Source organism: Ectopseudomonas toyotomiensis, from assembly GCF_017167985.1.
GTDB classification, from domain to species: domain Bacteria; phylum Pseudomonadota; class Gammaproteobacteria; order Pseudomonadales; family Pseudomonadaceae; genus Aquipseudomonas; species Aquipseudomonas toyotomiensis.
In genome coordinates, this window is the sequence record NZ_CP070505.1 from 2,017,363 (window position 1) to 2,041,051 (window position 23,689).

The 23,689-nt window shown below is 64.6% G+C and carries 19 protein-coding genes; 13 read left to right on the top strand and 6 right to left on the bottom strand.

Features of this window, described 5'->3' with window-relative positions; all coding sequences use genetic code 11:
• Positions 1–130: 130 nt before the first annotated feature.
• Positions 131–922 (bottom strand): AraC family transcriptional regulator, encoded by a 792-nt coding sequence (locus JWV26_RS09330; protein ID WP_206418881.1) that lies wholly within the window; start codon positions 920–922, stop codon positions 131–133.
• 81 nt (positions 923–1,003) lie between these two features.
• Between JWV26_RS09330 and JWV26_RS09335 the strand changes: the two genes are divergently transcribed.
• The 11 genes from JWV26_RS09335 (at position 1,004) to JWV26_RS09385 (ending at position 13,737) form a co-directional block, all read left to right on the top strand.
• On the top strand, positions 1,004–1,990 hold the full coding sequence (locus JWV26_RS09335) for a bile acid:sodium symporter family protein (RefSeq protein ID WP_206418882.1): 987 nt from the start codon (positions 1,004–1,006) through the stop codon (positions 1,988–1,990).
• Positions 1,991–2,066: 76 nt separating this feature from the next.
• On the top strand, positions 2,067–3,128 hold the full coding sequence (locus JWV26_RS09340; protein WP_093053660.1) for a PA0069 family radical SAM protein: 1,062 nt from the start codon (positions 2,067–2,069) through the stop codon (positions 3,126–3,128).
• A gap of 61 nt (positions 3,129–3,189) precedes the next feature.
• Complete coding sequence (locus JWV26_RS09345; RefSeq protein ID WP_206418883.1) at positions 3,190–4,095, top strand: AraC family transcriptional regulator; 906 nt, start codon at positions 3,190–3,192, stop codon at positions 4,093–4,095.
• A gap of 227 nt (positions 4,096–4,322) precedes the next feature.
• Positions 4,323–5,633, top strand: a complete 1,311-nt coding sequence (locus JWV26_RS09350) for an ABC transporter substrate-binding protein (RefSeq protein ID WP_206418884.1) — start codon at positions 4,323–4,325, stop codon at positions 5,631–5,633.
• 158 nt (positions 5,634–5,791) lie between these two features.
• A complete protein-coding gene (locus JWV26_RS09355) occupies positions 5,792–6,724 on the top strand; it encodes a carbohydrate ABC transporter permease (protein WP_206418885.1) in 933 nt (310 codons plus the stop codon).
• Positions 6,725–6,734: 10 nt separating this feature from the next.
• Positions 6,735–7,568 (top strand): carbohydrate ABC transporter permease, encoded by an 834-nt coding sequence (locus tag JWV26_RS09360; protein ID WP_017676150.1) that lies wholly within the window; start codon positions 6,735–6,737, stop codon positions 7,566–7,568.
• A gap of 15 nt (positions 7,569–7,583) precedes the next feature.
• The gene (locus tag JWV26_RS09365; protein WP_206418886.1) at positions 7,584–8,687 is read left to right on the top strand and encodes an ABC transporter ATP-binding protein; all 1,104 of its coding nucleotides are present in this window, start codon (positions 7,584–7,586) and stop codon (positions 8,685–8,687) included.
• A gap of 26 nt (positions 8,688–8,713) precedes the next feature.
• The gene (locus JWV26_RS09370; protein WP_206418887.1) at positions 8,714–10,189 is read left to right on the top strand and encodes a mannitol dehydrogenase family protein; all 1,476 of its coding nucleotides are present in this window, start codon (positions 8,714–8,716) and stop codon (positions 10,187–10,189) included.
• A gap of 3 nt (positions 10,190–10,192) precedes the next feature.
• Complete coding sequence (gene xylB / locus JWV26_RS09375) at positions 10,193–11,692, top strand: xylulokinase (RefSeq protein ID WP_206418888.1); 1,500 nt, start codon at positions 10,193–10,195, stop codon at positions 11,690–11,692.
• A gap of 189 nt (positions 11,693–11,881) precedes the next feature.
• Complete coding sequence (locus tag JWV26_RS09380) at positions 11,882–12,829, top strand: carbohydrate kinase family protein (RefSeq protein ID WP_206418889.1); 948 nt, start codon at positions 11,882–11,884, stop codon at positions 12,827–12,829.
• Positions 12,830–13,008: 179 nt separating this feature from the next.
• A complete protein-coding gene (locus JWV26_RS09385) occupies positions 13,009–13,737 on the top strand; it encodes a carbonic anhydrase (RefSeq protein WP_003464702.1) in 729 nt (242 codons plus the stop codon).
• Positions 13,738–13,856: 119 nt separating this feature from the next.
• Here JWV26_RS09385 and JWV26_RS09390 read toward each other — a convergent pair whose 3' ends face one another.
• The 4 genes from JWV26_RS09390 to JWV26_RS09405 form a co-directional block, all read right to left on the bottom strand.
• On the bottom strand, positions 13,857–14,159 hold the full coding sequence (locus tag JWV26_RS09390) for a P-II family nitrogen regulator (protein WP_072425261.1): 303 nt from the start codon (positions 14,157–14,159) through the stop codon (positions 13,857–13,859).
• A gap of 1 nt (position 14,160) precedes the next feature.
• The gene (locus JWV26_RS09395; RefSeq protein WP_074915756.1) at positions 14,161–15,102 is read right to left on the bottom strand and encodes a sodium-dependent bicarbonate transport family permease; all 942 of its coding nucleotides are present in this window, start codon (positions 15,100–15,102) and stop codon (positions 14,161–14,163) included.
• Between the two features lie 404 nt (positions 15,103–15,506).
• On the bottom strand, positions 15,507–17,318 hold the full coding sequence (gene oadA, locus JWV26_RS09400; protein WP_206418890.1) for a sodium-extruding oxaloacetate decarboxylase subunit alpha: 1,812 nt from the start codon (positions 17,316–17,318) through the stop codon (positions 15,507–15,509).
• 8 nt (positions 17,319–17,326) lie between these two features.
• Positions 17,327–18,742 (bottom strand): acetyl-CoA carboxylase biotin carboxylase subunit, encoded by a 1,416-nt coding sequence (locus tag JWV26_RS09405; RefSeq protein WP_072425310.1) that lies wholly within the window; start codon positions 18,740–18,742, stop codon positions 17,327–17,329.
• 154 nt (positions 18,743–18,896) lie between these two features.
• Here JWV26_RS09405 and JWV26_RS09410 point away from each other — a divergent pair, with 154 nt between their 5' ends.
• Positions 18,897–19,871 (top strand): LysR family transcriptional regulator, encoded by a 975-nt coding sequence (locus JWV26_RS09410; RefSeq protein WP_277426017.1) that lies wholly within the window; start codon positions 18,897–18,899, stop codon positions 19,869–19,871.
• Between the two features lie 71 nt (positions 19,872–19,942).
• On the top strand, positions 19,943–21,130 hold the full coding sequence (locus JWV26_RS09415; protein WP_206418891.1) for an XdhC family protein: 1,188 nt from the start codon (positions 19,943–19,945) through the stop codon (positions 21,128–21,130).
• A gap of 309 nt (positions 21,131–21,439) precedes the next feature.
• Here JWV26_RS09415 and JWV26_RS09420 read toward each other — a convergent pair whose 3' ends face one another.
• Positions 21,440–23,677: a xanthine dehydrogenase family protein molybdopterin-binding subunit gene (locus JWV26_RS09420; protein WP_206418892.1), complete on the bottom strand. Its 2,238-nt coding sequence runs from the start codon at positions 23,675–23,677 to the stop codon at positions 21,440–21,442.
• Positions 23,678–23,689: the final 12 nt, after the last annotated feature.

Consider the following 23,689-nt stretch of genomic DNA (forward strand, 5'->3'; position numbering starts at 1 on the left):
AGCGGCGCGGACCGTCGATCTCGCAAGCGCCGGTAAAGGTGGCGCGCGCGGATGGCCGCGCCCCGCGTAACCCGCCAGGCGATGGATCGTGTTGCGCCGATGATGCAGGCGAGCTGCACCCACCTCGACCTTACTCGCGGAAAAACTCCCCTGGTGTTGCGCCGAACTGGCGACGAAAGGCGGCGATAAAGGCCGATAGCGAGTCATAGCCGCAGGCCAGCGCCACGTCGGTGACGCGCTCGCCCTGCTCCAGCGGACTCAGCGCATCGAGCAGGCGCTGTCGCTGGCGCCAGACGCGAAAACTCAGACCCGTCTCACGCAGGAACAGCCGGCTCAGGGTCTTTTCCGAAACCCCCAGGCGCTCGCCCCATTCGGCCAGGCCAAGCTGGCGCAGCGTCGCATCCTCCAGCCCCTGACACACCTCGCGCAGCCGCGCGTCTTGCGGCAGCGGCAACATCAACGCCACCTCTGGCGCAGCACGCAGTTCGTCCAGCAACACTGCCGCCAATCTACCCGGCGCGCCCTGCTCGTCGTATTCGGCCGGCAATGCACTGAAACCGCGAATCAGCTCGCGCAGCAGCGGGCTGACCGCCAGCACCCGGCACTCGGCCGGCCCCCAGGGCACCACGCTGCCGTCGATGTACAGGCTGCGCATCTCGGTGCGTGGAGAGCTGAAGACCTGATGTTCAACACCCGCCGGCACCCACACCGCGCGCTGCGGCGGGGCGACGAAGCGAGCCCCAGCGGTCTGCACCTCGAGCACCCCGGCGATGGCGTAGGACAGCTGCACCCAGGGGTGGGTATGACGGAACGTCAGCGCACGGTTGGTCAGCGACTCGACCCGGCCATAGAGCGGCCGAGGCAGGCTGGGCAACTCGGGCAGGCTGCGATGCAGGGTAGCGGGATGTCTGTTTGACGACACTTGCTGGCTCTTTAGCGTTAGCCGGAAATTTTCAGCGACGATAGTCTGGCCCCCTCCTGTATCGCAAGTCCGAGATTCGCCATGTTCCTGCGCCGCCTGCTGCCCGACAATTTCACCCTGACGCTGCTCGCCGTTGTGCTCGCCGCCACGCTGCTGCCCGCCAGCGGCAAGGCCGCGACGATCTTCGAGTGGATCACCAACCTGGCCATCGCCCTGCTGTTCTTCATGCACGGCGCCAAGCTGTCGCGGCAGGCGATTCTTGCCGGTGCCGGGCACTGGCGTCTGCACCTGCTGGTGTTCGCCTGCACCTTCATCCTCTTTCCGCTGCTCGGCCTGGCGCTCAGACCAGCGCTTGAGCCGCTGCTGGGCAAAGAGCTGTACCTGGGCATGCTCTACCTGTGCGCCCTGCCGGCCACGGTGCAGTCGGCCATCGCCTTCACCTCGCTGGCGCGCGGCAACATCCCGGCGGCGATCTGCAGCGCGGCGGCCTCCAGCCTGCTCGGTATCTTCGTCACCCCACTGCTGGTGGCCTTGCTGATGGGCGTGCAGGGCGACAACGGTTCGACCCTCGATGCCATCGGCAAAATCAGTCTGCAGTTGCTGCTGCCCTTCGTTCTCGGCCAGATCGCTCAGCGCTGGATCGGCGGTTGGGTCAACCAGAACAAGAGCTGGCTGAAATACGTCGATCAGAGTTCGATCCTGCTGGTGGTTTACATCGCCTTCAGCGCCGCCGTGATCGGCGGCCTGTGGCAGCAGGTACCGCTGACCACCCTGCTGCTGGTGATTGCCGCCTGCTGCGTGTTGTTGGCACTGGCCCTGGTGCTGACCCACCTGCTGGGCAAATGGTTGGGCTTCAGCCTGGAAGACCGCATCACCATCCTCTTCTGCGGCTCGAAGAAAAGCCTGGCCACCGGCGTGCCGATGGCCCAGGTGCTATTCGCCGGTAGCGCCATCGGCGTACTGATCCTGCCGCTGATGCTGTTCCACCAGATCCAGCTGATGGTCTGCGCGGTGCTGGCGCAGCGTTATGCCAAGCGCGAGGAAGCGCCGCAGATCGCGACCGTTTGATCGACGCCGCGACAGAAGGGACTTGCTCGGGCCTTAAATAACTGTATTTTTATACAGCATATTTTGGAGTCCGAGCATGTCCATCAGCCTGCCGCCACGTGGCCGTGGTACCGCCAGCAATCCGCACAACCGTTATGCGCCGACCCGTTCGGAGCAGGAAGACGACGGCTGGTATCAGGACGAGACCCCGCCAAGTCGCGCTACCGAAGTGCGCAAGGAGCAGGCGAAGACGGCGATCACCCGCAACAACTCACCGGACGTCGGCTTCGACCGCTCGGTGAACCCCTACCGTGGCTGCGAGCACGGCTGCATCTACTGCTTCGCCCGGCCGACTCACGCTTACTGGGATATGTCGCCGGGCATCGACTTCGAAACCCGCCTGATCGCCAAGACCAACCTGGCCGAACGCCTCGAAGAGCAACTGCAGAAGCCCGGCTACGTGCCGCAACCGATCGCCCTGGGCATCAACACCGACGCCTACCAGCCCATCGAGCGCGAACAGCGCCTGACCCGCCAGGCCCTGGAAATCCTGCTGCGCTACAAGCACCCGCTGCACATCATCACCAAGGGTTCGCTGATCCTGCGTGACCTCGATCTGCTCAGCGAGCTGGCCAGACACAACCTGGTCAGCGTGGCCTTCAGCCTGACCACCCTGGATGACAACCTGAAACGCATCATGGAGCCGCGCACCGCCGCCCCAGCGGCGCGCCTGCGCGCCATGCGCACCTTGCACGAGGCTGGCGTGCCGGTCAGCGCCATCTGCGCACCGATGATTCCGCAGATCAACGACATGGAGCTGGAAGCACTGCTCGAAGCCGCCCGTGATGCCGGCGCCCGCTCGGCCGGCTACGTGCTGCTGCGCCTGCCGCTGGAGATCGCCGGGTTGTTCGAGGAATGGCTGCAGGTGCACTTTCCGGATCGCGCCGCCCATGTGATGAGCTTGATTCGCCAGAGCCGTGGCGGCAAGAATTACGACAGCCGCTTCGGTAGCCGCATGCGTGGTGAGGGCCAGTTTGCCGATCTGCTGGAGCAGCGTTTTCGCCTGGCACGGCGCAAGCTCGGCCTGGATCGGCGCGGCAGCGTGGTGCTGGACTGTTCGCAGTTCTGCCCGCCGGGTGCGCAATTGAGCCTGCTCTGACTTGGCAGCCCGCCTCGATATGTTAAAACGTGGTGACTCGAGGTATTGACCGACGACGACCATGACCCGCACATCCCGCGTAGCCGACCCGTCCTACGAACTGATGGATGACCATGAAGGCCATTCGCTGATCTACCGCCAGCACGGCTTTCCCTCGCCGCTGGTGCGCTGGCACTTCCATAAGGAATACGAGCTGCACCTGATCGTCGCCAGCTCCGGCAAGGTATTCATCGGCGACTACATCGGTAATTTCTCCCCCTATACCCTGTTCCTCACCGGCCCAGGCCTGCCGCACAACTGGATCAGCCAGGTCGAGGAAGGCGAGGTGGTGGAAACCCGCGACATGCTGGTCAACTTCACCGATGAAGTGCTGGAGAGCGGTACTGCGGTGTTCGCCGAGTTGAAGACCCTGCAACCCTTGCTGGCCCGTGCGCAGTTCGGCATCGAGTTCCGCGACCCGCAGTTGATACGCGAAGCCGGCGTACTGATGGGCAAGATCGCCAACAGCCGCGGCATTACCCGCCTGGGGTACTTCTTCATCCTCATGGAGCTGCTCGCCGGCAGCGAGGATTACCAGTTGCTCTCGGCCGTGACCTCTTCGGAGCTGGGCGACGAGCAGCATGTCGAGCGCATCAACCGGGCGGTGGACTACATCTTCCAGCACTACGCCCAGGGCATCAGCCAGGAGGAAGTCGCCGAGCACCTGGGCATGACCACCACCTACTTTTCGCGCTTCTTCAAGCAAGCCACCGGGCGTGGCTTCGTCGAATTCGTCAATCGCCTGCGAGTGAGCAAATCCTGCGAACTGCTGAGCAATAGCGACAAACCAGTGACCGACGTGTGCTTCGAGTCCGGCTTCAGCAACATTTCCAACTTCAACCGCCGTTTCCAGCAACTCAAGGGCATGACCCCCTCCGGTTATCGCAAGCTGGCGGTGCAACGCCTGACCGAGCAAAACCTGTACTGAATCGGTAGTCCTCTCCTGCTCCGACCTCCTCTACACCCCTCATGCCAGGCAGTTACACCCCTTACCGTGGTGGTTTCTCACTGCCCCAGCAGTGCAAAAAAGTATCGATCACTGTGCACTCAAGGATTTGTTCGTGCAGGCCTGCGGGGGTGTAATCCGGGCCGAGCCAAACAAAAACAATAACGTTCTTCCGTAGCCGCACCGGCGCGGGAGAGGAGTTCACAAGCATGAACAACTCGATCAAAGCCCTCCTTGCAGCCTCTTGCCTGTCCCTCACTCTGGTCGCCCAGGGCGCCGAGACCCTGACCATCGCCACGGTCAACAACAGCGACATGATCCGCATGCAGCGGCTGGCCAAGACCTTCGAAGAACAGAATCCTGACATCCGCCTGAAGTGGGTGGTGCTCGAGGAGAACGTGCTGCGCCAGCGCCTGACCACCGATATCGCCACCCAGGGTGGCCAGTTCGACGTGCTCACCATCGGCATGTACGAAGCGGCGCTGTGGGGCGAGAAAGGCTGGCTGGAGCCGATGACCGAACTGCCGGCCGACTACGACCTCGACGACGTCTTCCCCTCGGTGCGCGAAGGCCTGTCCGCCAAGGGCACGCTGTACGCCCTGCCGTTCTATGCCGAAGCCTCGATCACCTATTACCGCAAGGACCTGTTCGAGCAGGCCGGCCTGGTAATGCCCGAGCAACCGACCTGGGAGCAGATGGCCGAATTCGCCGGCAAGCTGCACCAGCCGGACAAGGGCCAGTACGGCCTGTGCCTGCGCGGCAAGGCCGGCTGGGGCGAGAACATGGCGCTGATCACCACCCTGGCCAACGCCTACGGCGCGCGCTGGTTCAATGAGCAGTGGCAGCCGGAATTCACCGGCAGCGAGTGGAAGAACGCGCTCAATTTCTACGTCGACAACATGAAGAAGTACGGCCCGCCCGGCGCCTCCAGCAACGGCTTCAACGAGAACCTGGCGCTGTTCAACAGCGGCAAGTGCGCGTTGTGGGTCGATGCCAGCGTTGCCGGTTCCTTCGTTACCGACACCTCGCAGAGCAAGGTCGCCGATGCCGTCGGCTTCACCTTCGCGCCGACCCAGGTCACCGACAAGGGCGCCTCCTGGCTGTATTCCTGGGCGCTGGCGATTCCTACCAGTTCCAAATCCAAGGACGCCGCCAAGACCTTCAGCGCCTGGGCCACCTCCAAAGCCTATGCCGAACTGGTCGCCGAGAAGGATGGCGTGGCCAACGTACCGCCAGGCACCCGCGCCTCGACCTACAGTGATGCCTACATGCAGGCCGCGCCGTTCGCCAAGGTCACCCTGGACTCGCTGAAAAAGGCCGACCCGGCCAACCCCAGCGCCAAACCGGTGCCCTACGTGGGTATCCAGCTGGTGACCATCCCCGAGTTCCAGGCCATCGGCACCAGCGTCGGCAAGCTGTTCACCGCCGCGCTGACCGGGCAGATGCAACCGGAGCAGGCCCTGCAGGCCGCACAGCAGAGCACCGAGCGAGAAATGAAGCGCGCCGGGTATCCGAAGTAGCCATCTTGCGGTCCCGTAGGGTGGGCTTTAGCCCACCACGAACTCACGGTGAACCGGTGGGCTGAAGCCAACCCTACGGGCTAAAGCGGAACGCCGCCCGGCCCACCCTACCGGCCGCCACTCGTGTTACGCCCCCCCATTCCGCCCTCGGAGGCATGATGAATTCTCCGGCCATCGATACCCCCGACACGCAGGCCAGCACGCCGGTGGCGCGCAAGCCCCGGCGCCTGGCGCCCGGCTGGTTTCTGGTCAGCCCTTCGGTCGCCCTGCTGCTGATCTGGATGATCGTGCCGCTGGGCATGACCGTCTATTTCTCGCTGATCCGCTACAACCTGCTCTACCCCGGCGAGAACGATTTCGTCGGCCTGGAGAACTTCGAGTACTTCGTCACCGACGCCGCTTTCCTCTCCGGCGCCGGCAATACCGTATTGCTGGTGGGCAGCGTGCTGCTGATCAGCGTGGTGTTCGGCGTACTGATCTCGGCGCTGCTGGAGGCCAGCGAGTTCTTCGGTCGCGGCATCGTACGGGTGCTGCTGATCTCGCCATTCTTCATCATGCCCACGGTCAGCGCGCTGCTGTGGAAGAACCTGATCTTCCATCCGGTATCGGGGATTCTCGCCGCCGTGTGGCAGTTCTTCGGCGCCCAGCCGGTGGACTGGCTGGCGCACCACCCGCTGTTCTCGATCATCATGATCGTGTCCTGGCAGTGGCTGCCGTTCGCCATTCTCATCCTGATGACCGCCATGCAGTCGCTGGATCAGGAGCAGAAGGAAGCCGCGCGCCTCGACGGCGCCGGCCCCATCGCCATCTTCTGGCACCTGACCCTGCCGCACCTGGCCCGGCCGATTGCGGTGGTGGTGATGATCGAGACCATCTTCCTGCTCTCGGTATTCGCCGAGATCTACACCACCACCAGCGGCGGCCCCGGCTACGAGTCGACCAACCTCGCCTACCTGATCTACACCCAGGCCCTGCTGCAGTTCGACGTCGGCATGGCTTCGGCCGGTGGGCTGATCGCGGTGGTGATCGCCAACATCGCCGCCATCGTGCTGATCCGCATGATCGGCAAGAACCTGACCGACAAGCAGTGAGGGCCCTGAGATGCTGACGCTGAAACAATCCCGTCGCCTGCAGAGCCTGATCATCGGTGCCCTGGCTTGGGCGATCGCCGCGGTGATCTTCTTCCCGATCTTCTGGATGGTGCTGACCAGCCTGAAGACCGAGATCGACGCCTTCGCCACGCCGCCGCAGTTCATCTTTACGCCGACGCTGGAGAACTACCTGCACATCAACGAGCGCAGCGACTACTTCGCCTTCGCCTGGAACTCGGTGCTGATCTCCCTCTCGGCGACGCTGCTGTGCATGCTCCTGGCCGTGCCGGCCGCCTACTCCATGGCCTTCTTCGAAACCCGCCACACCAAGCGCACGCTGCTGTGGATGCTGTCGACCAAGATGCTGCCACCGGTCGGCGTGCTGGTGCCGATCTACCTGCTGGCCAAGCAGTTCGGCCTGCTCGATTCACGCCTGGCGCTGATCATCATCTACACCCTGATCAACCTGCCGATCATCGTGTGGATGGTTTACACCTACTTCAAGGACATCCCCGTGGACATCCTCGAAGCGGCGCGCCTGGATGGCGCCACCACCTGGCAGGAGATCGTCCGCGTACTGCTGCCGATCGCTCGCGGCGGCCTGGCCTCGACCATGCTGCTGTCGCTGATCCTGTGCTGGAACGAGGCGTTCTGGTCGCTCAACCTGACCAGCTCCGCCGCCGCTCCGCTGACCGCCCTGGTCGCCTCCTACTCCAGCCCCGAGGGCCTGTTCTGGGCCAAGCTCTCCGCCGTTTCGACCTTGGCCTGCGCACCCATCCTGATCTTCGGCTGGATCAGCCAAAAACAACTTGTACGCGGCCTATCCTTCGGCGCGGTGAAATAACGGGAGACCTTCCACATGGCTGATCTGAAGATCCGCAACCTGCAAAAAGGCTTCGACGGCACGGCGATCATTCAGGGCGTCGATCTGGACATCCGCGACCGCGAGTTCGTGGTATTCGTCGGCCCCTCGGGCTGTGGCAAGTCCACCCTGCTGCGGCTGATCGCCGGGCTAGAGGAGGTCAGCAGCGGCCATATCGAACTCGATGGCCAGGACATCACCGACACTGCGCCGGCCAAACGCGACCTGGCCATGGTGTTCCAGACCTACGCGCTGTACCCGCACATGACCGTGCGCAAGAACCTGTCCTTCGCCCTCGACCTGGCCCGAGTGGGCAAGCAGGAGATAGAAGCCAAGGTCGCCAACGCCGCGCGCATCCTGCAACTCGAGGCGCTGCTAGAACGCAAGCCCAAGCAGCTATCCGGTGGCCAGCGCCAGCGCGTGGCCATCGGCCGCGCCATCGTGCGCAACCCGAAGATCTTCCTGTTCGACGAGCCGTTGTCCAACCTCGACGCCGCCCTGCGCGTGCAGACCCGCCTGGAGCTGGCGCGGCTGCACAAGGACCTGCAGGCCACCATGATCTACGTGACCCACGATCAGGTCGAAGCCATGACCCTGGCCGATAAAGTGGTGGTGCTAAATGGCGGCCGCGTCGAGCAGGTCGGCTCGCCGCTGGAGCTGTACCACCACCCGGCCAACCTGTTCGTCGCCGGCTTTCTCGGCACGCCGAAGATGGGCTTTTTGCGCGGCACCCTGAGCAGAGTCGCGGCTGACAGCTGCGACCTGCAGCTGGAATGTGGCACGCACCTGACGCTGCCGCAGTCCGCCGCCGGCCTCAGCGTCGGCAGCACGGTGACCCTGGGCGTACGCCCGGAACACCTCAACGTGGTCAGCACCGGCGCGGGCCGCATGCAGGTGACCGCCGACGTCAGCGAGCGCCTGGGCAGCGACACCTTCTGCCATGTGCGCTGCGCCTCGGGCGAGATGCTCACGGTGCGCGTACGCGGCGACTTCGCGCCGCGTTATGGCGAAGCCCTGACCCTGGATTTCGACACGGCGCACTGCCACCTCTTCGACGCCGATGGCCAAGCCGTCGCCAAACCACTGCAGCAGGCCGCCTGACGCCGCTCCACCACGGGATGTTCCAGATGAAACTCAATCGCCAGCAGCTTTCCCGGCTTGGCGGCGCCGTCGCGCTGCCAAGCTACACCCCAGAGATGATCCGCACCGGCATCGCCCATTTTGGCGTCGGCGGTTTTCACCGCGCCCACCAAGCGGTCTACACCGACGCCCTGATGAACCAGGGCCTGGCACTGGACTGGGGTATCTGCGGGGTCGGCGTGCGCAGTGAAGACCGCGCGATGCGCGATGCCCTGGCCAGCCAGGATTACCTCTACACCCTGGTCGAACTGGGCGACGAACCGGACCTGCCGGTGCGGGTGATCGGCGCGATCACCGACATGCTGCTGGCCGAGGAGTCGCCACAGGCGCTGATCGACAAATTGGCCGACCCGGCGATTCGTATCGTCTCGCTGACCATCACCGAGGGTGGCTACTGCATCGACGACAGCAGCGGAGAATTCCTCGCCGAGCTCCCGGCCATACAGCACGACCTGCGTCACCCCGAGTCACCGCAGAGCGTGTTCGGCTTTCTCTGCGCGGCCCTGGCCAAACGTCGCGCCGCCGGCATTCCGGCCTTCACCCTGATGTCCTGCGATAACCTGCCGCACAACGGCGACGTCACGCGCAAGGCACTGCTGGCCTTCGCCCACCTGGCCGACCATGAGCTGGCGACCTGGATCGACCATCACGTGAGCTTTCCCAATGCCATGGTCGACCGCATCACGCCGATGACCAGCGCCGCCCATCGCCAGCAACTGGCCGAGCAGCACGGCGTCGACGACGCCTGGCCGGTTGTCTGCGAGCCCTTCGTGCAATGGGTGCTGGAGGACAAGTTCGTCAGCGGCCGCCCGGCCTGGGAAGAGGTCGGCGTGCAGTTCACCGACGATGTCACGCCCTATGAGGAGATGAAGATCAAGCTGCTCAATGGCAGCCACCTAGCGCTGACCTACCTGGGCTTTCTCAAGGGCTATCGCTTCGTCCACGAGACCCTGAACGACCCGTTGCTGCGCCGCTACGTGCGCGCCTTCATGGATCTGGACGTGACCCCGCAACTGGCGCCAGTGCCGGGCATCGACCTGAGCACCTACAAGGACACACTGATCGAACGCTTCTCCAACCAGGCCATCGCCGACCAGCTCGAACGCGTCTGCTCGGACGGCTCGTCGAAGTTTCCCAAGTTCATCGTGCCGACGATCAACCGCCTGATCGAGGACGGCCGGCCGCTGGAGCGCGTGGCGCTGGTGGTCGCGGCCTGGGCGCTTTACCTCAAGGGCGTCGACGAGAACGGCACGCGCTATCGCATCCCCGATCCACGCGCCGAGTTCTGTCAGGCGCTGGTGGCCGATGACGACAAGGTGCGCGAGCGGGTACTGGGCGTCGAGGCGATCTTCGGCGCGGCGGTCCCGCAGTCAGAAGCCTTCATCGCAGCCTTCGAGCTCTGTTACGACAGCCTGCGCAAGCTCGGCGTGACCCGTACCCTGCAGACCCTGCTGGGCGACTGAGCCATGTACCTCGGTATCGACTGCGGCACCCAGGGCACCAAGGCGCTGGTGCTGGACGCTGATAGCGGCCAAGTGCTCGGCGCCGGAAGCGCCAGCCATACCCTGCAGAGCGGCGCCAATGGCCGCCGCGAACAGCAGCCGCAGCAGTGGCTGGACGCCTTCGCGCAGGCGACCCGGCAGGCGCTTGCAGCTGCGGGCATAAGCGGCGAGCGGATTCTCGGTATCGGAGTCTCAGGCCAGCAGCACGGCCTGGTGCTGCTCGACGAACAGGGCGCGGTGCTGCGCCCGGCCAAACTCTGGTGCGACACCGAGTCGACCCCGGAGAACCAGCGCCTGCTCGATCATCTCGGTGGCGAGGCCGGCTCGCTGCAGCGCCTGGGGCTGGCCATCGCACCCGGCTACACGGTATCCAAACTGCTCTGGACCAAGGAGCAACACCCCGATGTATTCGCCCGCATCGCGCATGTCCTGCTGCCGCACGACTACCTCAACTACTGGCTTACCGGCCGTGCCTGCAGCGAGTATGGCGACGCCTCCGGCACGGGTTATTTCAACGTGCGCACGCGCTGCTGGGACCGCGAGCTGCTGAACTTCATCGACTCCAGCGGACGCCTGCAGCGCGCGCTGCCAGAGCTGACCGATTCGGATCAGCCAGTGGGCCGCCTGCGCCCGCAGATCGCCCAGCAGCTGGGCCTGAACCCGGATGCCGTGGTAGTCAGCGGCGGTGGCGACAACATGATGGGCGCCATCGGCACCGGCAATATCCGCCCCGGCGCGATCACCATGAGCCTGGGCACCTCCGGCACCCTCTACGCCTATAGCGATCACGCGATGATCAGCCCGCAAGCGCAGGTGGCGACCTTCTGCTCGTCATCCGGCGGCTGGCTACCGCTGATCTGCACCATGAACCTGACCAGCGCCACCGGGCTGATCCAGCAATTGCTGGAGCTGGACATCCAGACCTTCGGCGAGCTGGTCGAGCAATCGCCCATCGGTGCCGAAGGCCTGCTCATGCTGCCGTTCTTCAATGGCGAACGGGTGCCGGCGCTGCCCAGCTCGCGCGCCAGCCTGCTGGGCATGGACAGCGACAACCTGACCCGCGCCAACCTGTGCCGGGCGGTGGTCGAGGGCACCAGTTTCGGCCTGCGCTACGGCCTCGACCTGCTGCGCGCCAGCGGTCTGCAGAGCCAGACCATCCGCCTGATCGGCGGTGCGGCGAAGAGCCCGGTGTGGCGCCAGGTGATCGCCGACATCATGGGCACGCCACTGGTCTGCCCGCAGCACACCGAAGCCGCCGCGCTGGGCGCCGCGATCCAGGCCGCCTGGTGCCTGACGCCCGCAGCGGATCGCCAGGCGCAACTGGCCGAACTGTGCGAGCGCTGCGTGCATCTGGATGCCAGCACCCAGACGCAGCCAGACCCGGCGCGCACGGCGCGGTACGAAGCGGTCTATCAACGCTACCGCGAGCAGGTCAGCCTGCTGGCCGAGAGCACACCGGCGTGAGCACGCCACGGCTGTAGCAGGCCGTTGAAAAACGTAGGCGAGGCTGGCTGGCCTAGGCAAAAACAGCCGAAAAAGCGCAGTTTACGAGTTGCAAATGAGCATTTTGACTGGGCTCGCACGCGAGGCTGTTTTTAACAACGTCCAGGCAACGCAGGTAGTTTTTCAACAGCCTGCTAGAGGGAGACACATATGTATTTGGTCTGTGGCGAAGCACTGTTCGACGTGTTCATCCAGAGCGACGGTGGGCGTGGCAATGAGCTGGCCTTCAAGGCCATCGCCGGTGGCTCGCCGTTCAACGTGGCGCTAGGCCTGCGCCGTATGGGCGCCGACTCGGCGCTGTTCACCGGGATCTCCTCGGACAGCCTCGGCCAGCGCCTGCGCCAGGTGCTGCGCGACGAAGGCGTAAGCGATGCCTACCTCATCGCCAGCGATGCGCCGACCACCCTGGCGATGGTCGGCCTGGACGCTGCCGGCTCGCCGCAGTACTCCTTCCGTGGCGAAGGCTGTGCCGACCGCCAACTGCTCGCCGAGCACCTGCCGACCCTGGATGCAGGGGTGCGCGGCCTGCACGTCGGTTCCTTCTCTTTGGTGGTGGAGCCGGTGGCCGAGACGCTGCTGCAGCTGGTGCAACGCGAACACCGGCAGCGCCTGATCAGCCTCGACCCCAACGTGCGTCTCGGTCCGGCGCCGGATATCGCCCACTGGCGCGAGCGCGTCGAGACCTTCGCCGGCTACGCGCACCTGATCAAGGTCAGCGAAGAGGATCTGCAGCTGTTGTACCCCGAGCGCGACCCGCAGCAGGTCGCATCGAGCTGGCTCAACCAGCGCTGCCAACTGGTGTTTCTCACCCATGGCAGCAAAGGCGCCAGCGTCCATTGCCGCCACGGGCACTGGTCGGCCCCGGCAGTGGAGGTGCACACGCGCGACACCGTTGGCGCTGGCGATACCTTCCAGGCCGCGCTGCTCAGTTACCTGGCACGGCACGATCTCGACAGCCCCGAGGCGCTGGCGAACCTGAACCGCTATCAGATCAACGACATGCTGCGCCTGGCCATCGAGGCTGCCGCACTGACCTGCGCCCGGGTCGGCCCCGACCTGCCCTATCTGCACGAGCTGGAGCGACAGAGCGCGCGCTGACCAGGCCCCCCTCGCAGCACCACCTGGCAGCGACACGCGCTCCCTGTGCGCCGAGGCGAATTGCCCGAAACCGCCGGTTGTCGCTCAGCTCGCTGGAGGCGACACTTGGCGTGTGACTCGCACGGCGCAATGACTGTCGTTCTAGCAGCGTATTTTCAGATAACCCAGAGGTTCAGGGCATGCCTTACAAACATCAGGTGATTCCGCTTCAGGCCCACGAGGGCAACGAAACCGCCGAGCAGGCGCTGCACAGCATCGTCGATGGCTTCAAGCGCTTTCGCAACGAGGTCTTCCCGCAGCAGGAAGAACTGTTCAAGAAGCTCGCCACCGCCCAGAACCCACGCGCCATGTTCATCACCTGCGCCGACTCACGCGTGGTGCCAGAGCTGATCACCCAGAGCTCGCCCGGCGACCTGTTCGTCAACCGCAACGTCGGTAACGTGGTGCCGGCCTACGGGCAGATGATGGGCGGCGTCTCCACTGCAATCGAGTACGCGGTGATGGCCCTGGGCGTGCAACACATCGTCATCTGCGGCCACTCCGACTGCGGCGCGATGAAAGCGGTGCTCAATCCGGCCTCGCTGGAAACCATGCCCACGGTAAAAGCCTGGCTGCGTCATGCCGAGGTAGCGCGCAGCGTGGTGGCAGAGAACTGCAACTGCAGCGACGACAAGGAAGCCCTGGCCGTGCTGACCGAAGAGAACGTGGTGGCGCAGCTCAACCACCTGTGCACCCATCCGTCGGTGGCAGCCAAACTGGCGCGCGGCCAGTTGTTCATCCATGGCTGGGTGTATGACATCGAGACCAGCCAGATCAAGGCCTACGACGCCGAGCTGGGCAGCTTCCTGCCGCTCGACGGCGACAAGATTCCAATGGCGACGCCACGCGCACGTTTCCCACAGAGCTGATACGCAGGCTCGCGGCTAAAGCCCCTCCCACAAAACGCGCCGTGACCGTGGGAGGGGCTTTAGCCGCGATGCTCCTCCCAGAGCTCCACAGCCCAGGCGGCTCCGCCCCCTGATGCGCCTTAGAACTTCTCCCCGCGCAACACTTCCACCTGCGCCAGGTAGCAGACCATGGCGAAGTGGTCGTAGTAGCGCACCTGCAAATGCTCGGCGATGCGCTCGGCCAATTCGCGGTTGCAGATGATTTCCAGGCGGATATTGCCTTCGGTGTCCCAGCCGGCGCTGCGCACGCCACGGTGTCCACGGCCACGGGCGTCGGAAATGGTCCAGCCGGGTGCACCGAGCGCTTCCAGATCGGCCAGCAGACGCTTCTCCAGCGCCGACTCGCAGATCACGGTGAGCAGAGTGCGGCTATGTGCGTTCATCTCAGAACCCCCAGGCGATCAGTCGTTCGGCCAGCGCCAGGTACAGCGGAATGCCGATCAGGATATTGAATGGGAAGGTGATGCCCAGCGAGGCGGTCAGCGACAGCGACGGGTTGGCCTCGGGCAAGGCCAGGCGCATCGCCGCCGGTACCGCGATATAGGACGCCGAGGCCGCAAGCGTGGCAAGCATCGCCGTGCCGCCCAGGCTCAGGCCCATGAAGCGGGCCAGCAGGGCGCCGATCAGCGCACCGAGCAGCGGCATCAGCAGGGCGAAGGCCGCCAGGCGCACACCGAACTGCTTCAGCGCACCGAGCTGGCCGGAGGCGATCAGGCCCATCTCCAGCAGGAAGAACGCCAGCACCGGCTTGAACATGCTGGTGTACAGCGGCTCCAGCGGCTTGATCGCCTCCTTGCCGGCGATAGCGCCGATCACCAGGCCGCCGAGCAGCAGCATGATGCTTTTGCCGAGGAAGATCTCGCGGCCCAGTTCGCCCCAGTGGGTCTCGCGCGAAATGCCCTTGGCCAGGACGATACCGACCAGGATCGCCGGAATCTCCAGGATGGCCACGAACAGCGGCATATAGCTCTCGAACTCGACGCCCTTGGCCAGCATGTAGGCCACCACCACGGCGAAGGTACCGGCGCTGACCGAACCGTAGTGCGCCGCCACCGCGGCGGCGTTGACGCGGTCGAAGCGCAGGCCGCGCAGCAGCACGAATGCCAGGATCGGCAGCAGCACCCCCAGTGCCAGCACCAATGCCGACTGACCGAGCAGCTGCAGACTGGCCTGCTGCGCCAGTTCCACCCCGCCGTGCAGACCGATGGCCAGCAGGAGGATGATCGACAGCGTCTCGTACAGCGCCGCCGGCAGCTTCAGCTCACTCTTGAGCAGGCCCGCGACCAAGCCGAAGACGAAGAACAGCACCACCGGATCCAGACCCACTTGGACTTACCTCCATCTGTTGCGTTAGCACGCGGTATACGGAACGCTCAGATTGACGCGCGATTCCATGGTTTAGCCACTGCTGCACGAGCGAAGGGAAAGGGCCATGCCCCGGCACAAGGCGGTGCTGATCGCCCTGCTTTGCCTCGCCGAGGAGGCGAAGCGCCGGGGCATGACCGGAAAGCTTGGCCGGCACACCAGGCTTGCCCCCCGCAGGGGAGTCGCAAAAACGCCGTTAGCGTTTTGCGCGAGGCCACCGAAAGGGTGACGCACATGGATGTGCCGTGCAAAAAAAGGGAGCCTTGCGGCCCCGGGACAAACCTGCGCCGTGGCGCTGAATAAAAAAGGAGCCCGGGTTACGCCCCGTCAAACTTGCCCATCCAACAGGCCGGGCTCCATAGAGGTTAACCTTCGATTTCCACCAGTACTTCGCCCGGATTGACGCGGTCGCCCTTGGCCACGTGAACGGCCTTGACGGTGCCGGCAATCGGCGCCTGCACTTCAGTTTCCATCTTCATCGCTTCGGTGATCAGCACCGCTTGACCGGCCTTGACGCTGTCACCTTCCTTGACCAGCACATCGACGATATTGCCTGGCATGGTGGTGGACACGTCGCCCGGCGCGCCGGCCTGCTTGCGTTTGCCAGCGGCGCCTGCGACGTATTCATTGAGCGCCTCGAACACCACTTCTTCCGGCATGCCGTCGATGGACAGGTAGAAGTGGCGCTTGCCGTCGCCCTTGACGCCGACACCGGTGATGTCCACGCGGTAGCTTTCGCCGTGCACGTCGACCACGAACTCGGTCGGCACGCCTTCGCCACCTACCGGCGCGGTCTTGCCCTGGCCGTTCGGCATGGGCAGCAGCTCTTCCGGCTTGAGGGTGCCTGCGGCGCGCTCTTCGAGGAATTTGCGCCCGATATCGGGGAACATGGCGAAGGTCAGCACGTCCTCTTCGGATTTGGCCAGGCTGCCGATTTCTTCACGCAGGCGCGCCAACTCGGGCTTGAGCAGGTCAGCCGGGCGCACGTCGATGACTTCCTCGCTGCCGATGGCCTGCTTGCGCAGTTGTTCGTCGACCTTGCCCGGCGCCTTGCCGTAGCGGCCTTGCAGGTACAGCTTCACTTCATTGGTGATGGTCTTGTAGCGCTCGCCGGCCAGCACGTTGAAGAACGCCTGGGTGCCGACGATCTGCGAGGTCGGCGTCACCAGCGGCGGGAAACCGAGGTCGGCACGCACGCGCGGAATCTCTTCCAGCACTTCGTTCATGCGGTTCAGCGCGCCCTGTTCCTTGAGCTGGTTGGCCAGGTTGGAAATCATCCCGCCCGGCACCTGGTTGACCTGCACGCGGGTATCCACGCCGGTGAACTCGCTCTCGAACTGGTGGTACTTCTTGCGCACGGCATGGAAGTACATGCCAATTTCCTGGATCAGTTCCAGATCCAGGCCTGTGTCGAATTCGCTGCCCTTGAGCGCGGCGACCATCGACTCGGTGCCCGGATGGCTGGTGCCCCAGGCCAGGCTGGAGATGGCGGTGTCGATATGGTCGGCACCGGCTTCGATGGCCTTGAGCTGGCACATCGAACCCAGACCTGCCGTGTCGTGGCTGTGGATGAATACCGGCAGATCGACTTCGCTCTTCAGTGCCTTGACCAGCGCGAAGGTGGCGTAAGGCGTGAGCAGGCCAGCCATGTCCTTGATGGCGACGGAGTCGATACCCATCGCCTGCATGGCCTTGGCCTGGGCAACGAACGCCTCGGTGGTGTGCACCGGGCTGGTGGTGTAGGCGATGGTGCCCTGGGCGTGCTTGCCGGCAGCCTTCACTGCCTCGATGGCCACACGGAGGTTACGCACATCGTTCATCGCATCGAAGATGCGGAACACGTCGATGCCGTTGACCGCCGCCTTGGCGACGAAGGCCTTGACCACATCATCGCTGTAGTGGCGGTAGCCGAGCAGGTTCTGCCCGCGCAGGAGCATCTGCAGGCGGGTGTTGGGCAGCGCCGCCTTGAGCTGGCGCAGGCGCTCCCAGGGGTCTTCCTTGAGAAAGCGCACGCAGGCGTCGAAGGTGGCGCCACCCCAGACTTCCAGCGACCAGTAGCCGACGCGGTCGAGCTTGTCGCAGATCGGCAGCATGTCCTCGGTGCGCATGCGCGTGGCCAGCAGCGACTGGTGGGCATCGCGCAGGACGGTATCGGTAACAGTGATCTTCTTGCTCATGATGTCCCCTACAGGCCCGCGTGGGCGGCGATGGCGGTGGCGATGGCGATGGCCAGGTGCGACGGGTTGCGCTTGATCGAGTACTGGGTCAGTTCCGGGTGGCTTTCGACGAAGCTGGTATTGAACTGGCCGCTACGGAATTCCGGGTTACGCAGGATTTCCTGGTAATAGGGCGCGGTGGTGCGCACGCCCTGCACGCGCATGTCGTCCAGCGCGCGCAGGCCACGGTCCATCGCCTCTTCCCAGGTCAGCGCCCAGACGATCAGCTTCAGGCACATCGAGTCGTAATAGGGCGGAATGGTGTAACCGGTGTAGATCGCCGTGTCGGTACGCACGCCGGGCCCGCCGGGCGCGTAGTAGCGGGTGATCTTGCCGAACGAGGGCAGGAAGTTGTTCTTCGGGTCCTCGGCGTTGATACGGAACTGCAGGGCATAACCGCGGTGGATGATGTCTTCCTGCTTGACCGACAACGGCAGGCCGCTGGCGATGCGGATCTGCTCACGAACGACGTCGATGCCGGTGATTTCCTCGGTGATGGTGTGCTCCACCTGCACCCGGGTGTTCATCTCCATGAAGTACACCTCGCCTTCAGCGAGCAGAAACTCCACGGTACCGGCGTTCTCGTATCCCACGGCCTGCGCGGCGCGCACGGCCAGATCGCCGATATAGGCGCGCTGCTCGGGGGTGAGCTGCGGACTGGGGGCAATTTCGATCAGCTTCTGGTTGCGGCGCTGGATCGAGCAATCGCGCTCGTACAGGTGCACGGTATTGCCGAAGCTGTCGGCGAGAATCTGCGCCTCGATGTGCTTCGGGTTGACGATGCATTTTTCCAGGAACACTTCGGCGCTACCGAAGGCCTTGGTCGCCTCGGAAATGACCCGCGGGTAAGCCTGCTCCAGCTCCTCGCGGCTGTTGCAGCGGCGAATGCCACGGCCGCCACCACCGGAAGTGGCCTTGAGCATCACCGGGTAACCGATGCGCTCGGCTTCGCGCAGGGCCTCGGCCAGGTCGGCAACGTTGCCTTCGGTGCCAGGGGTGCAGGGCACGCCAGCGGCCATCATGCTGCGGCGGGCTTCGGTCTTGTCGCCCATGCGGCGGATGACTTCCGCACTTGGGCCTATGAACTTGATCCCGCGTTCGGCGCAGATCTCTGCAAGTTCGGCATTTTCGGACAGAAAACCGTAGCCGGGGTGGAGGGCGTCGCAACCGGTTTCCACTGCCAGATTGACCAGCTTGCGCGGGTTCAGATAGCCGGCCAGCGGATCTTCGCCAATGCTGTGCGCTTCATCGGCACGCTTGACGTGCAGGGCATGACGGTCCGCATCGGAGTAGATCGCCACCGAGCGGATGCCCATCTCGGCGCAGGCCCGCACGATGCGGACGGCAATCTCACCACGGTTGGCGATCAGTATTTTTCTTATCACGATCCAATCCTCAGCGCAGAGCTGCAAGGGCCGCCGCAACAGTTGGTTGCAAACGTGGTGAAACCCTATCCGGCTATACGAATTAACAAAAATGAATAATTATTTGATCGTGCATAAGTAATTACTTATGCATTGACCGAACGAGGACGAAACCGTGCGTAAAACCCTGCTGCGCATGACCTTGCGCCAGCTCCAGGTGTTCCGTGCCGTGTGCGAGCACGGCTCCTACAGCCGCGCGGCCGAAGAAATGGCGCTGACCCAGCCTGCCGTGAGCCTGCAGATTCGTCAGTTGGAGGAGCTGGTGGGCCAGCCGCTGTTCGAGTACGTTGGCAAGAAGCTCTACCTGACCGAAGCCGCCGAGGCACTCAAACGCGCCAGCAGCGATATCTTCGGTCGCCTGGAGAGCCTGGACATGCAGCTGTCCGACCTGCAGGGCTCACTGCAGGGGCAGCTCAACCTGTGCGTGGAATCCAGCGCGAAGTACTTCATACCGCACTTGTTCGCCGAATTTCGCCGCCAATATCCGGAAGTCAGCCTGAACCTCACGGTGGTCAATCACGCCTTGGTGGTGCGCCGCCTGACCCAGAGCCGCGACGACCTGATGATCATGAGCCAGGTGCCGCAGGACCTGGCGCTGGACTTCATGCCCTTTCTCGAGAATCCGATCATCGCCGTGGCGCCGCCGGATCACCCTCTGTGCGAGGCGGACAGCCTGCAACTGCAGGACCTGACCACCTATCCCCTGCTGATCCGCGAAAGCGGCTCAGGCACTCGGCGCGCTTGCGAAGAGTACTGCCACCAGAAACGTGCGCACTTCCCCAACACCCTGGAGATCGGCTCGCTGGAGTCGCAGCGCGAGGCAGTGCTCGCCGACCTCGGTATTGCCTTGCTACCACGTCATGCCGTGCGCCTGGAGCTGCAACACGGCCTGCTGCGCGAGCTGCCGGTGGCCGAGCTGCCACTGCAGCGCAGCTGGTGCGTGGTGAATATCCGCGGCCGGCGCCTGTCGCCGGTGGCACAGGCCTTTGTCGACTTCATCCGCACCGAGCGCGCGCAAATCGTCAAACTGGCCGAGCGCTTCCAGCCCAGCCACGCAGGATCGGGCAAGAATCTCGCAGGATCGGCCTAACCCTTCTTCACTTAGATACGGGACATTGCCACCTTGGGATCGCCTCACCAAAACCTGCCTGGGAGAAACCTATGCTGTCGGGAATCAGCGCCCTGCTCGATGCCGTCCGCACGCTCGAACGCGATAACGGCCAGGCCGTGCTCGCCACCGTGGTCAAGGTCGAAGGCTCGGCCTACCGCCGCCCCGGCGCACGCATGCTGATCCCGCTCTACGGCGGCACTGTGGGCACCATCAGCGGTGGCTGTCTGGAATCCGAAGTGGCGAAGAAGGCCTGGTGGCTGACCGATGGCGGCGAAGCGGTGATCCGTCGTTACAGCACCGCCACGCATGACGACGATGATGACCAGGACGCCGCGCTGACCTTCGGCCTCGGCTGCAACGGCACCGTGCACGTGCTGCTCGAGCGCCACAGCGCGGAAAAGCCGCTGGCGGTGCTCGAGCTGCTGCGCCAGGTACGCGAAAGCGGCCAGGCCGGGGCGGTCGCCACGGTGATCGGCAGCTATCGCAACGCCCGCGTGCGCGTGGGTGAGCGCCTGTTCCTGCATCCATCGCTGACCGACAGCGGCCGCCTGCTTGACCCGGCACTCGACGCCGAAGTGCATGCCGATCTGCAGCGAACCCTGACCGATGGCCACTCCTCACTGCGCAGCTACCGCGATACGCGCGGCGAGATCGAGGTGTTCTGCGAATACCTGGCGCCGCAGCGGCGCTTGGTGATCTTCGGTGCAGGCCATGACGCACAACCGCTGACGCATATGGCCAAGCTGCTGGACTGGCACGTCACCGTGGTCGATGGCCGCGCGCATTTCGCCCGCGCCGAACGCTTTCCCGACGCAGACACGGTGCTGCAGGTCGATGCACGTCCACCCTATGACCTGCGCGCGCTCACCGACGGCGCCATGGTGGCAATCATGAGCCACAGCTACAGCCAGGATCGCCATTGGCTGGGCAGCGTGCTGCAGGGTACGCCGGCCTATATCGGCCAACTGGGGCCACGTGATCGCACCGAGCGCCTGCTGGACGAGATCCGCCAACACAGCCCGCACTTGCCGGCGCTGGAGCGCCTGCACTACCCCATCGGCCTGGACATCGGCGGCGACACGCCGGAAAGCGTGGCCACGGCGATTCTCGCCGAGATGACCGCCGCCATTAACTTCCGTGCAGGCGGCATGCTCAAGCATCGCCAGGCGGCGATCCACACGCCAACGCCGCTGGACTGCAGCGAGATCGAGCCGGCGACCAGGCTAAGTGCGTCCTGATCCCCGGATTGCATCGAGGCCACAGACTCGTAGGGTGGGCCGGGCGGCGATCCGCTTCAGCCCACTACGGCTGTTGGGCTAAAGCCAACCCTACGGCTTCTTGCCCGCCACATCCGTAGGAGCGGCTTCAGCCGCGATCATCTGGCTCGCCGCTAAAGCGGCTCCTACACAGAGCGATACCGCGAGTGGCCTCAGATCTACCCCTGGCGCAATTCTGTGGCAGGGGCTTTGGCCGCGAACGCCCCCAGCTGCCCCATAAACGCAAACGCCCGGGATCACCCCGGGCGTTCGTGTTTCCAGTATCGGACGTCAGGCCTTGATCTGCGCCGGGAACGGCAGCTTGCGCAGGCGCACGCCGGTCGCTGCAAACAGCGCGTTGGCAAGAGCTGGCGCCAGTGGCGGCACGCCCGGCTCACCGACGCCGGTCGGATTCGCCGCGGACGGTACGATATGCACCTCGACCTTGGGCATCTCGTTCATGCGCAGCACCTGGAAGTCGTGAAAGTTCGATTGCTCGACCCGCCCTTCCTTCAGGGTGATCGCACTGTGCCGAGCAGCCGCCAGGGCGAAGCCGATGCCCCCTTCCATCTGCGCTTTGATCACATCCGGGTTGATGGCGATGCCACAGTCCACGGCGCACACCACGCGATCCAGGCGATAACTGCCATCGGCCTTCACCGTGACTTCGGCGACCTGCGCCACGAACGAGCCGAACGACTCATGCACGGCAATGCCACGCCCGCGCTTCTCGCCCTCGGCGCCCGCCTCCAGCGGCTTGTCCCAGCCAGCCTGCTTGGCGGCCAGCTCCAGCGCACCGCGGTGACGCGGATGACTGTCCAGCAACGCATGACGGAAGGCGTAAGGGTCCTGCCCTGCAGCGACGGCGGCCTCATCGATCATGGTTTCGGCGACGTAACCGGTGTGGGTATGACCGACCGAACGCCACCACAGGACCGGCACCTTGATATTGGTCGGCGTGCTCAGCTCCACCTGCAGGTTGGGCACCGCGTAGGACAGGTTGGAAATCCCCTCCACCGAGGTGTGGTCGATCCCGTCCTTGACCAGGAACGGCTCCATCGAGGTACCGGCAATGATCGACTGACCGACGATACGGTTGTGCCAGGCCTGCAGCTTGCCGGCCTCATCCAGGCCGATGCGCACGCGGTGCAGGTACAGCGGCCGGAAATAACCGCCACGGGTATCGTCCTCGCGCGTCCAGACCATCTTCACCGGCGCATCCACGCCCTTGTCACGCGCAGCCTTGGTGATCGCCACCGCCTCCAGCAGGTAGTCCGACACCGAACCGGCGCGACGACCAAAGCTGCCGCCGGCATACAGCTGGGTCAGCGAAACCTGCTCGGGCGTCAGGCCCAGATAACTGCTGATGATGGCCTGGTCGACAGTCTGGAACTGCTCGCCGTTCCAGATTTCGCAGCGGTCGCTGGAGAGTTTCACTAGGCAGTTCATCGGCTCCATCGCCGCGTGCGCCAGATAAGGAAACTCGTACTCGGCCTCGACGGTTTTAGCCGCCTGGGCCAGCGCCGCATCAGCGTCGCCCTTGTTCGCTGCCGGTAGACCCGGCTTGCCCGCGCTCTCGCGGTACTGCGCGAGAATTTCCTCGCTGCCCAGAGTGAAGGCCTGGCTCTCGTCCCATTCGATCACCAGCGCATCACGCCCCTGGCGCGCCGCCCAGGTGTTCTTCGCCAACACGGCGACACCGGAGCGACCGTGGGGCAGATCGCGAAACTCCACCACCTCGACCACATCGCGCACGGCCTTGGCCTTGCTGCTGTCGATCGAGCGCGGCACACCGCCGAAACGCGGCGGGTAAGCAACCATGGCCACCAGCATGCCGGGCAGCTTGAAGTCCTGGGTGAAGATAGCGCTGCCATCGGTCTTGCCCGGGCTGTCCTTGCGGCGCAGCTCGCGTTTGCCGATCAGCTTGAAGTCCTTGGGGTCCTTGAGTTGCACCTGCTCCGGCACCGGCAGTGACGCCGCCGCCTCGACCAGCTCACCGAAGCCGGCGCTGCGGCCTGAGCCGGCGTGACTGACCACACCCTGGCTGACGCTGATTTCACCGGCCGGCACGCCCCAGCGCTGTGCGGCCGCAGCCACCAGCATGGCCTTGGCGGTCGCGCCGGCGTTGCGCATCTGCTCCCAGGAGTTGGCCATGGCAGTGCTGCCGCCCGTACCCTGCATCGGGCCGAAGGCGAGGTTGTTGTAGCGTTTCACATCGGCGGGCGCGCCTTCGACGCGCACCTTGTCCCAGTCGGCATCCAGCTCTTCGGCGAGCAAGGTGGCCAGGCCAGTGTAGCTGCCCTGGCCCATTTCCAGGTGTTTGGCCAGCACGGTCACCGTGCCGTCGAGGTCGATACGGACGAAGGCGTTCGGTTCCAGCGGGCCACCTGCCGCCAGCGCATCCATGCCGCGCATCAGCGGCGCGAAGAAGATGCCCAGCGCCAAGCCACCGGCGCCCTTGAGCAGGGTGCGACGGCTGACATTGAGGATGCCGCGAGTGGCGCTATCGGGGGTTTCGATCTTGCCCATGTCTATGCGCCT

Bases quoted from the DNA above. Each gene is read 5' to 3' on its own strand.
- JWV26_RS09335 (WP_206418882.1), top strand. From the start codon at position 1,004: ATGTTCCTGCGCCGCCTGCTGCCCGACAATTTCACCCTGACGCTGCTC.
- JWV26_RS09340 (WP_093053660.1), top strand. From the start codon at position 2,067: ATGTCCATCAGCCTGCCGCCACGTGGCCGTGGTACCGCCAGCAATCCG.
- JWV26_RS09345 (WP_206418883.1), top strand. From the start codon at position 3,190: ATGACCCGCACATCCCGCGTAGCCGACCCGTCCTACGAACTGATGGAT.
- JWV26_RS09350 (WP_206418884.1), top strand. From the start codon at position 4,323: ATGAACAACTCGATCAAAGCCCTCCTTGCAGCCTCTTGCCTGTCCCTC.
- JWV26_RS09355 (WP_206418885.1), top strand. From the start codon at position 5,792: ATGAATTCTCCGGCCATCGATACCCCCGACACGCAGGCCAGCACGCCG.
- JWV26_RS09360 (WP_017676150.1), top strand. From the start codon at position 6,735: ATGCTGACGCTGAAACAATCCCGTCGCCTGCAGAGCCTGATCATCGGT.
- JWV26_RS09365 (WP_206418886.1), top strand. From the start codon at position 7,584: ATGGCTGATCTGAAGATCCGCAACCTGCAAAAAGGCTTCGACGGCACG.
- JWV26_RS09370 (WP_206418887.1), top strand. From the start codon at position 8,714: ATGAAACTCAATCGCCAGCAGCTTTCCCGGCTTGGCGGCGCCGTCGCG.
- xylB (WP_206418888.1), top strand. From the start codon at position 10,193: ATGTACCTCGGTATCGACTGCGGCACCCAGGGCACCAAGGCGCTGGTG.
- JWV26_RS09380 (WP_206418889.1), top strand. From the start codon at position 11,882: ATGTATTTGGTCTGTGGCGAAGCACTGTTCGACGTGTTCATCCAGAGC.
- JWV26_RS09385 (WP_003464702.1), top strand. From the start codon at position 13,009: ATGCCTTACAAACATCAGGTGATTCCGCTTCAGGCCCACGAGGGCAAC.
- JWV26_RS09390 (WP_072425261.1), bottom strand. From the start codon at position 14,159: ATGAACGCACATAGCCGCACTCTGCTCACCGTGATCTGCGAGTCGGCG.
- oadA (WP_206418890.1), bottom strand. From the start codon at position 17,318: ATGAGCAAGAAGATCACTGTTACCGATACCGTCCTGCGCGATGCCCAC.
- JWV26_RS09415 (WP_206418891.1), top strand. From the start codon at position 19,943: ATGCTGTCGGGAATCAGCGCCCTGCTCGATGCCGTCCGCACGCTCGAA.
- JWV26_RS09420 (WP_206418892.1), bottom strand. From the start codon at position 23,677: ATGGGCAAGATCGAAACCCCCGATAGCGCCACTCGCGGCATCCTCAAT.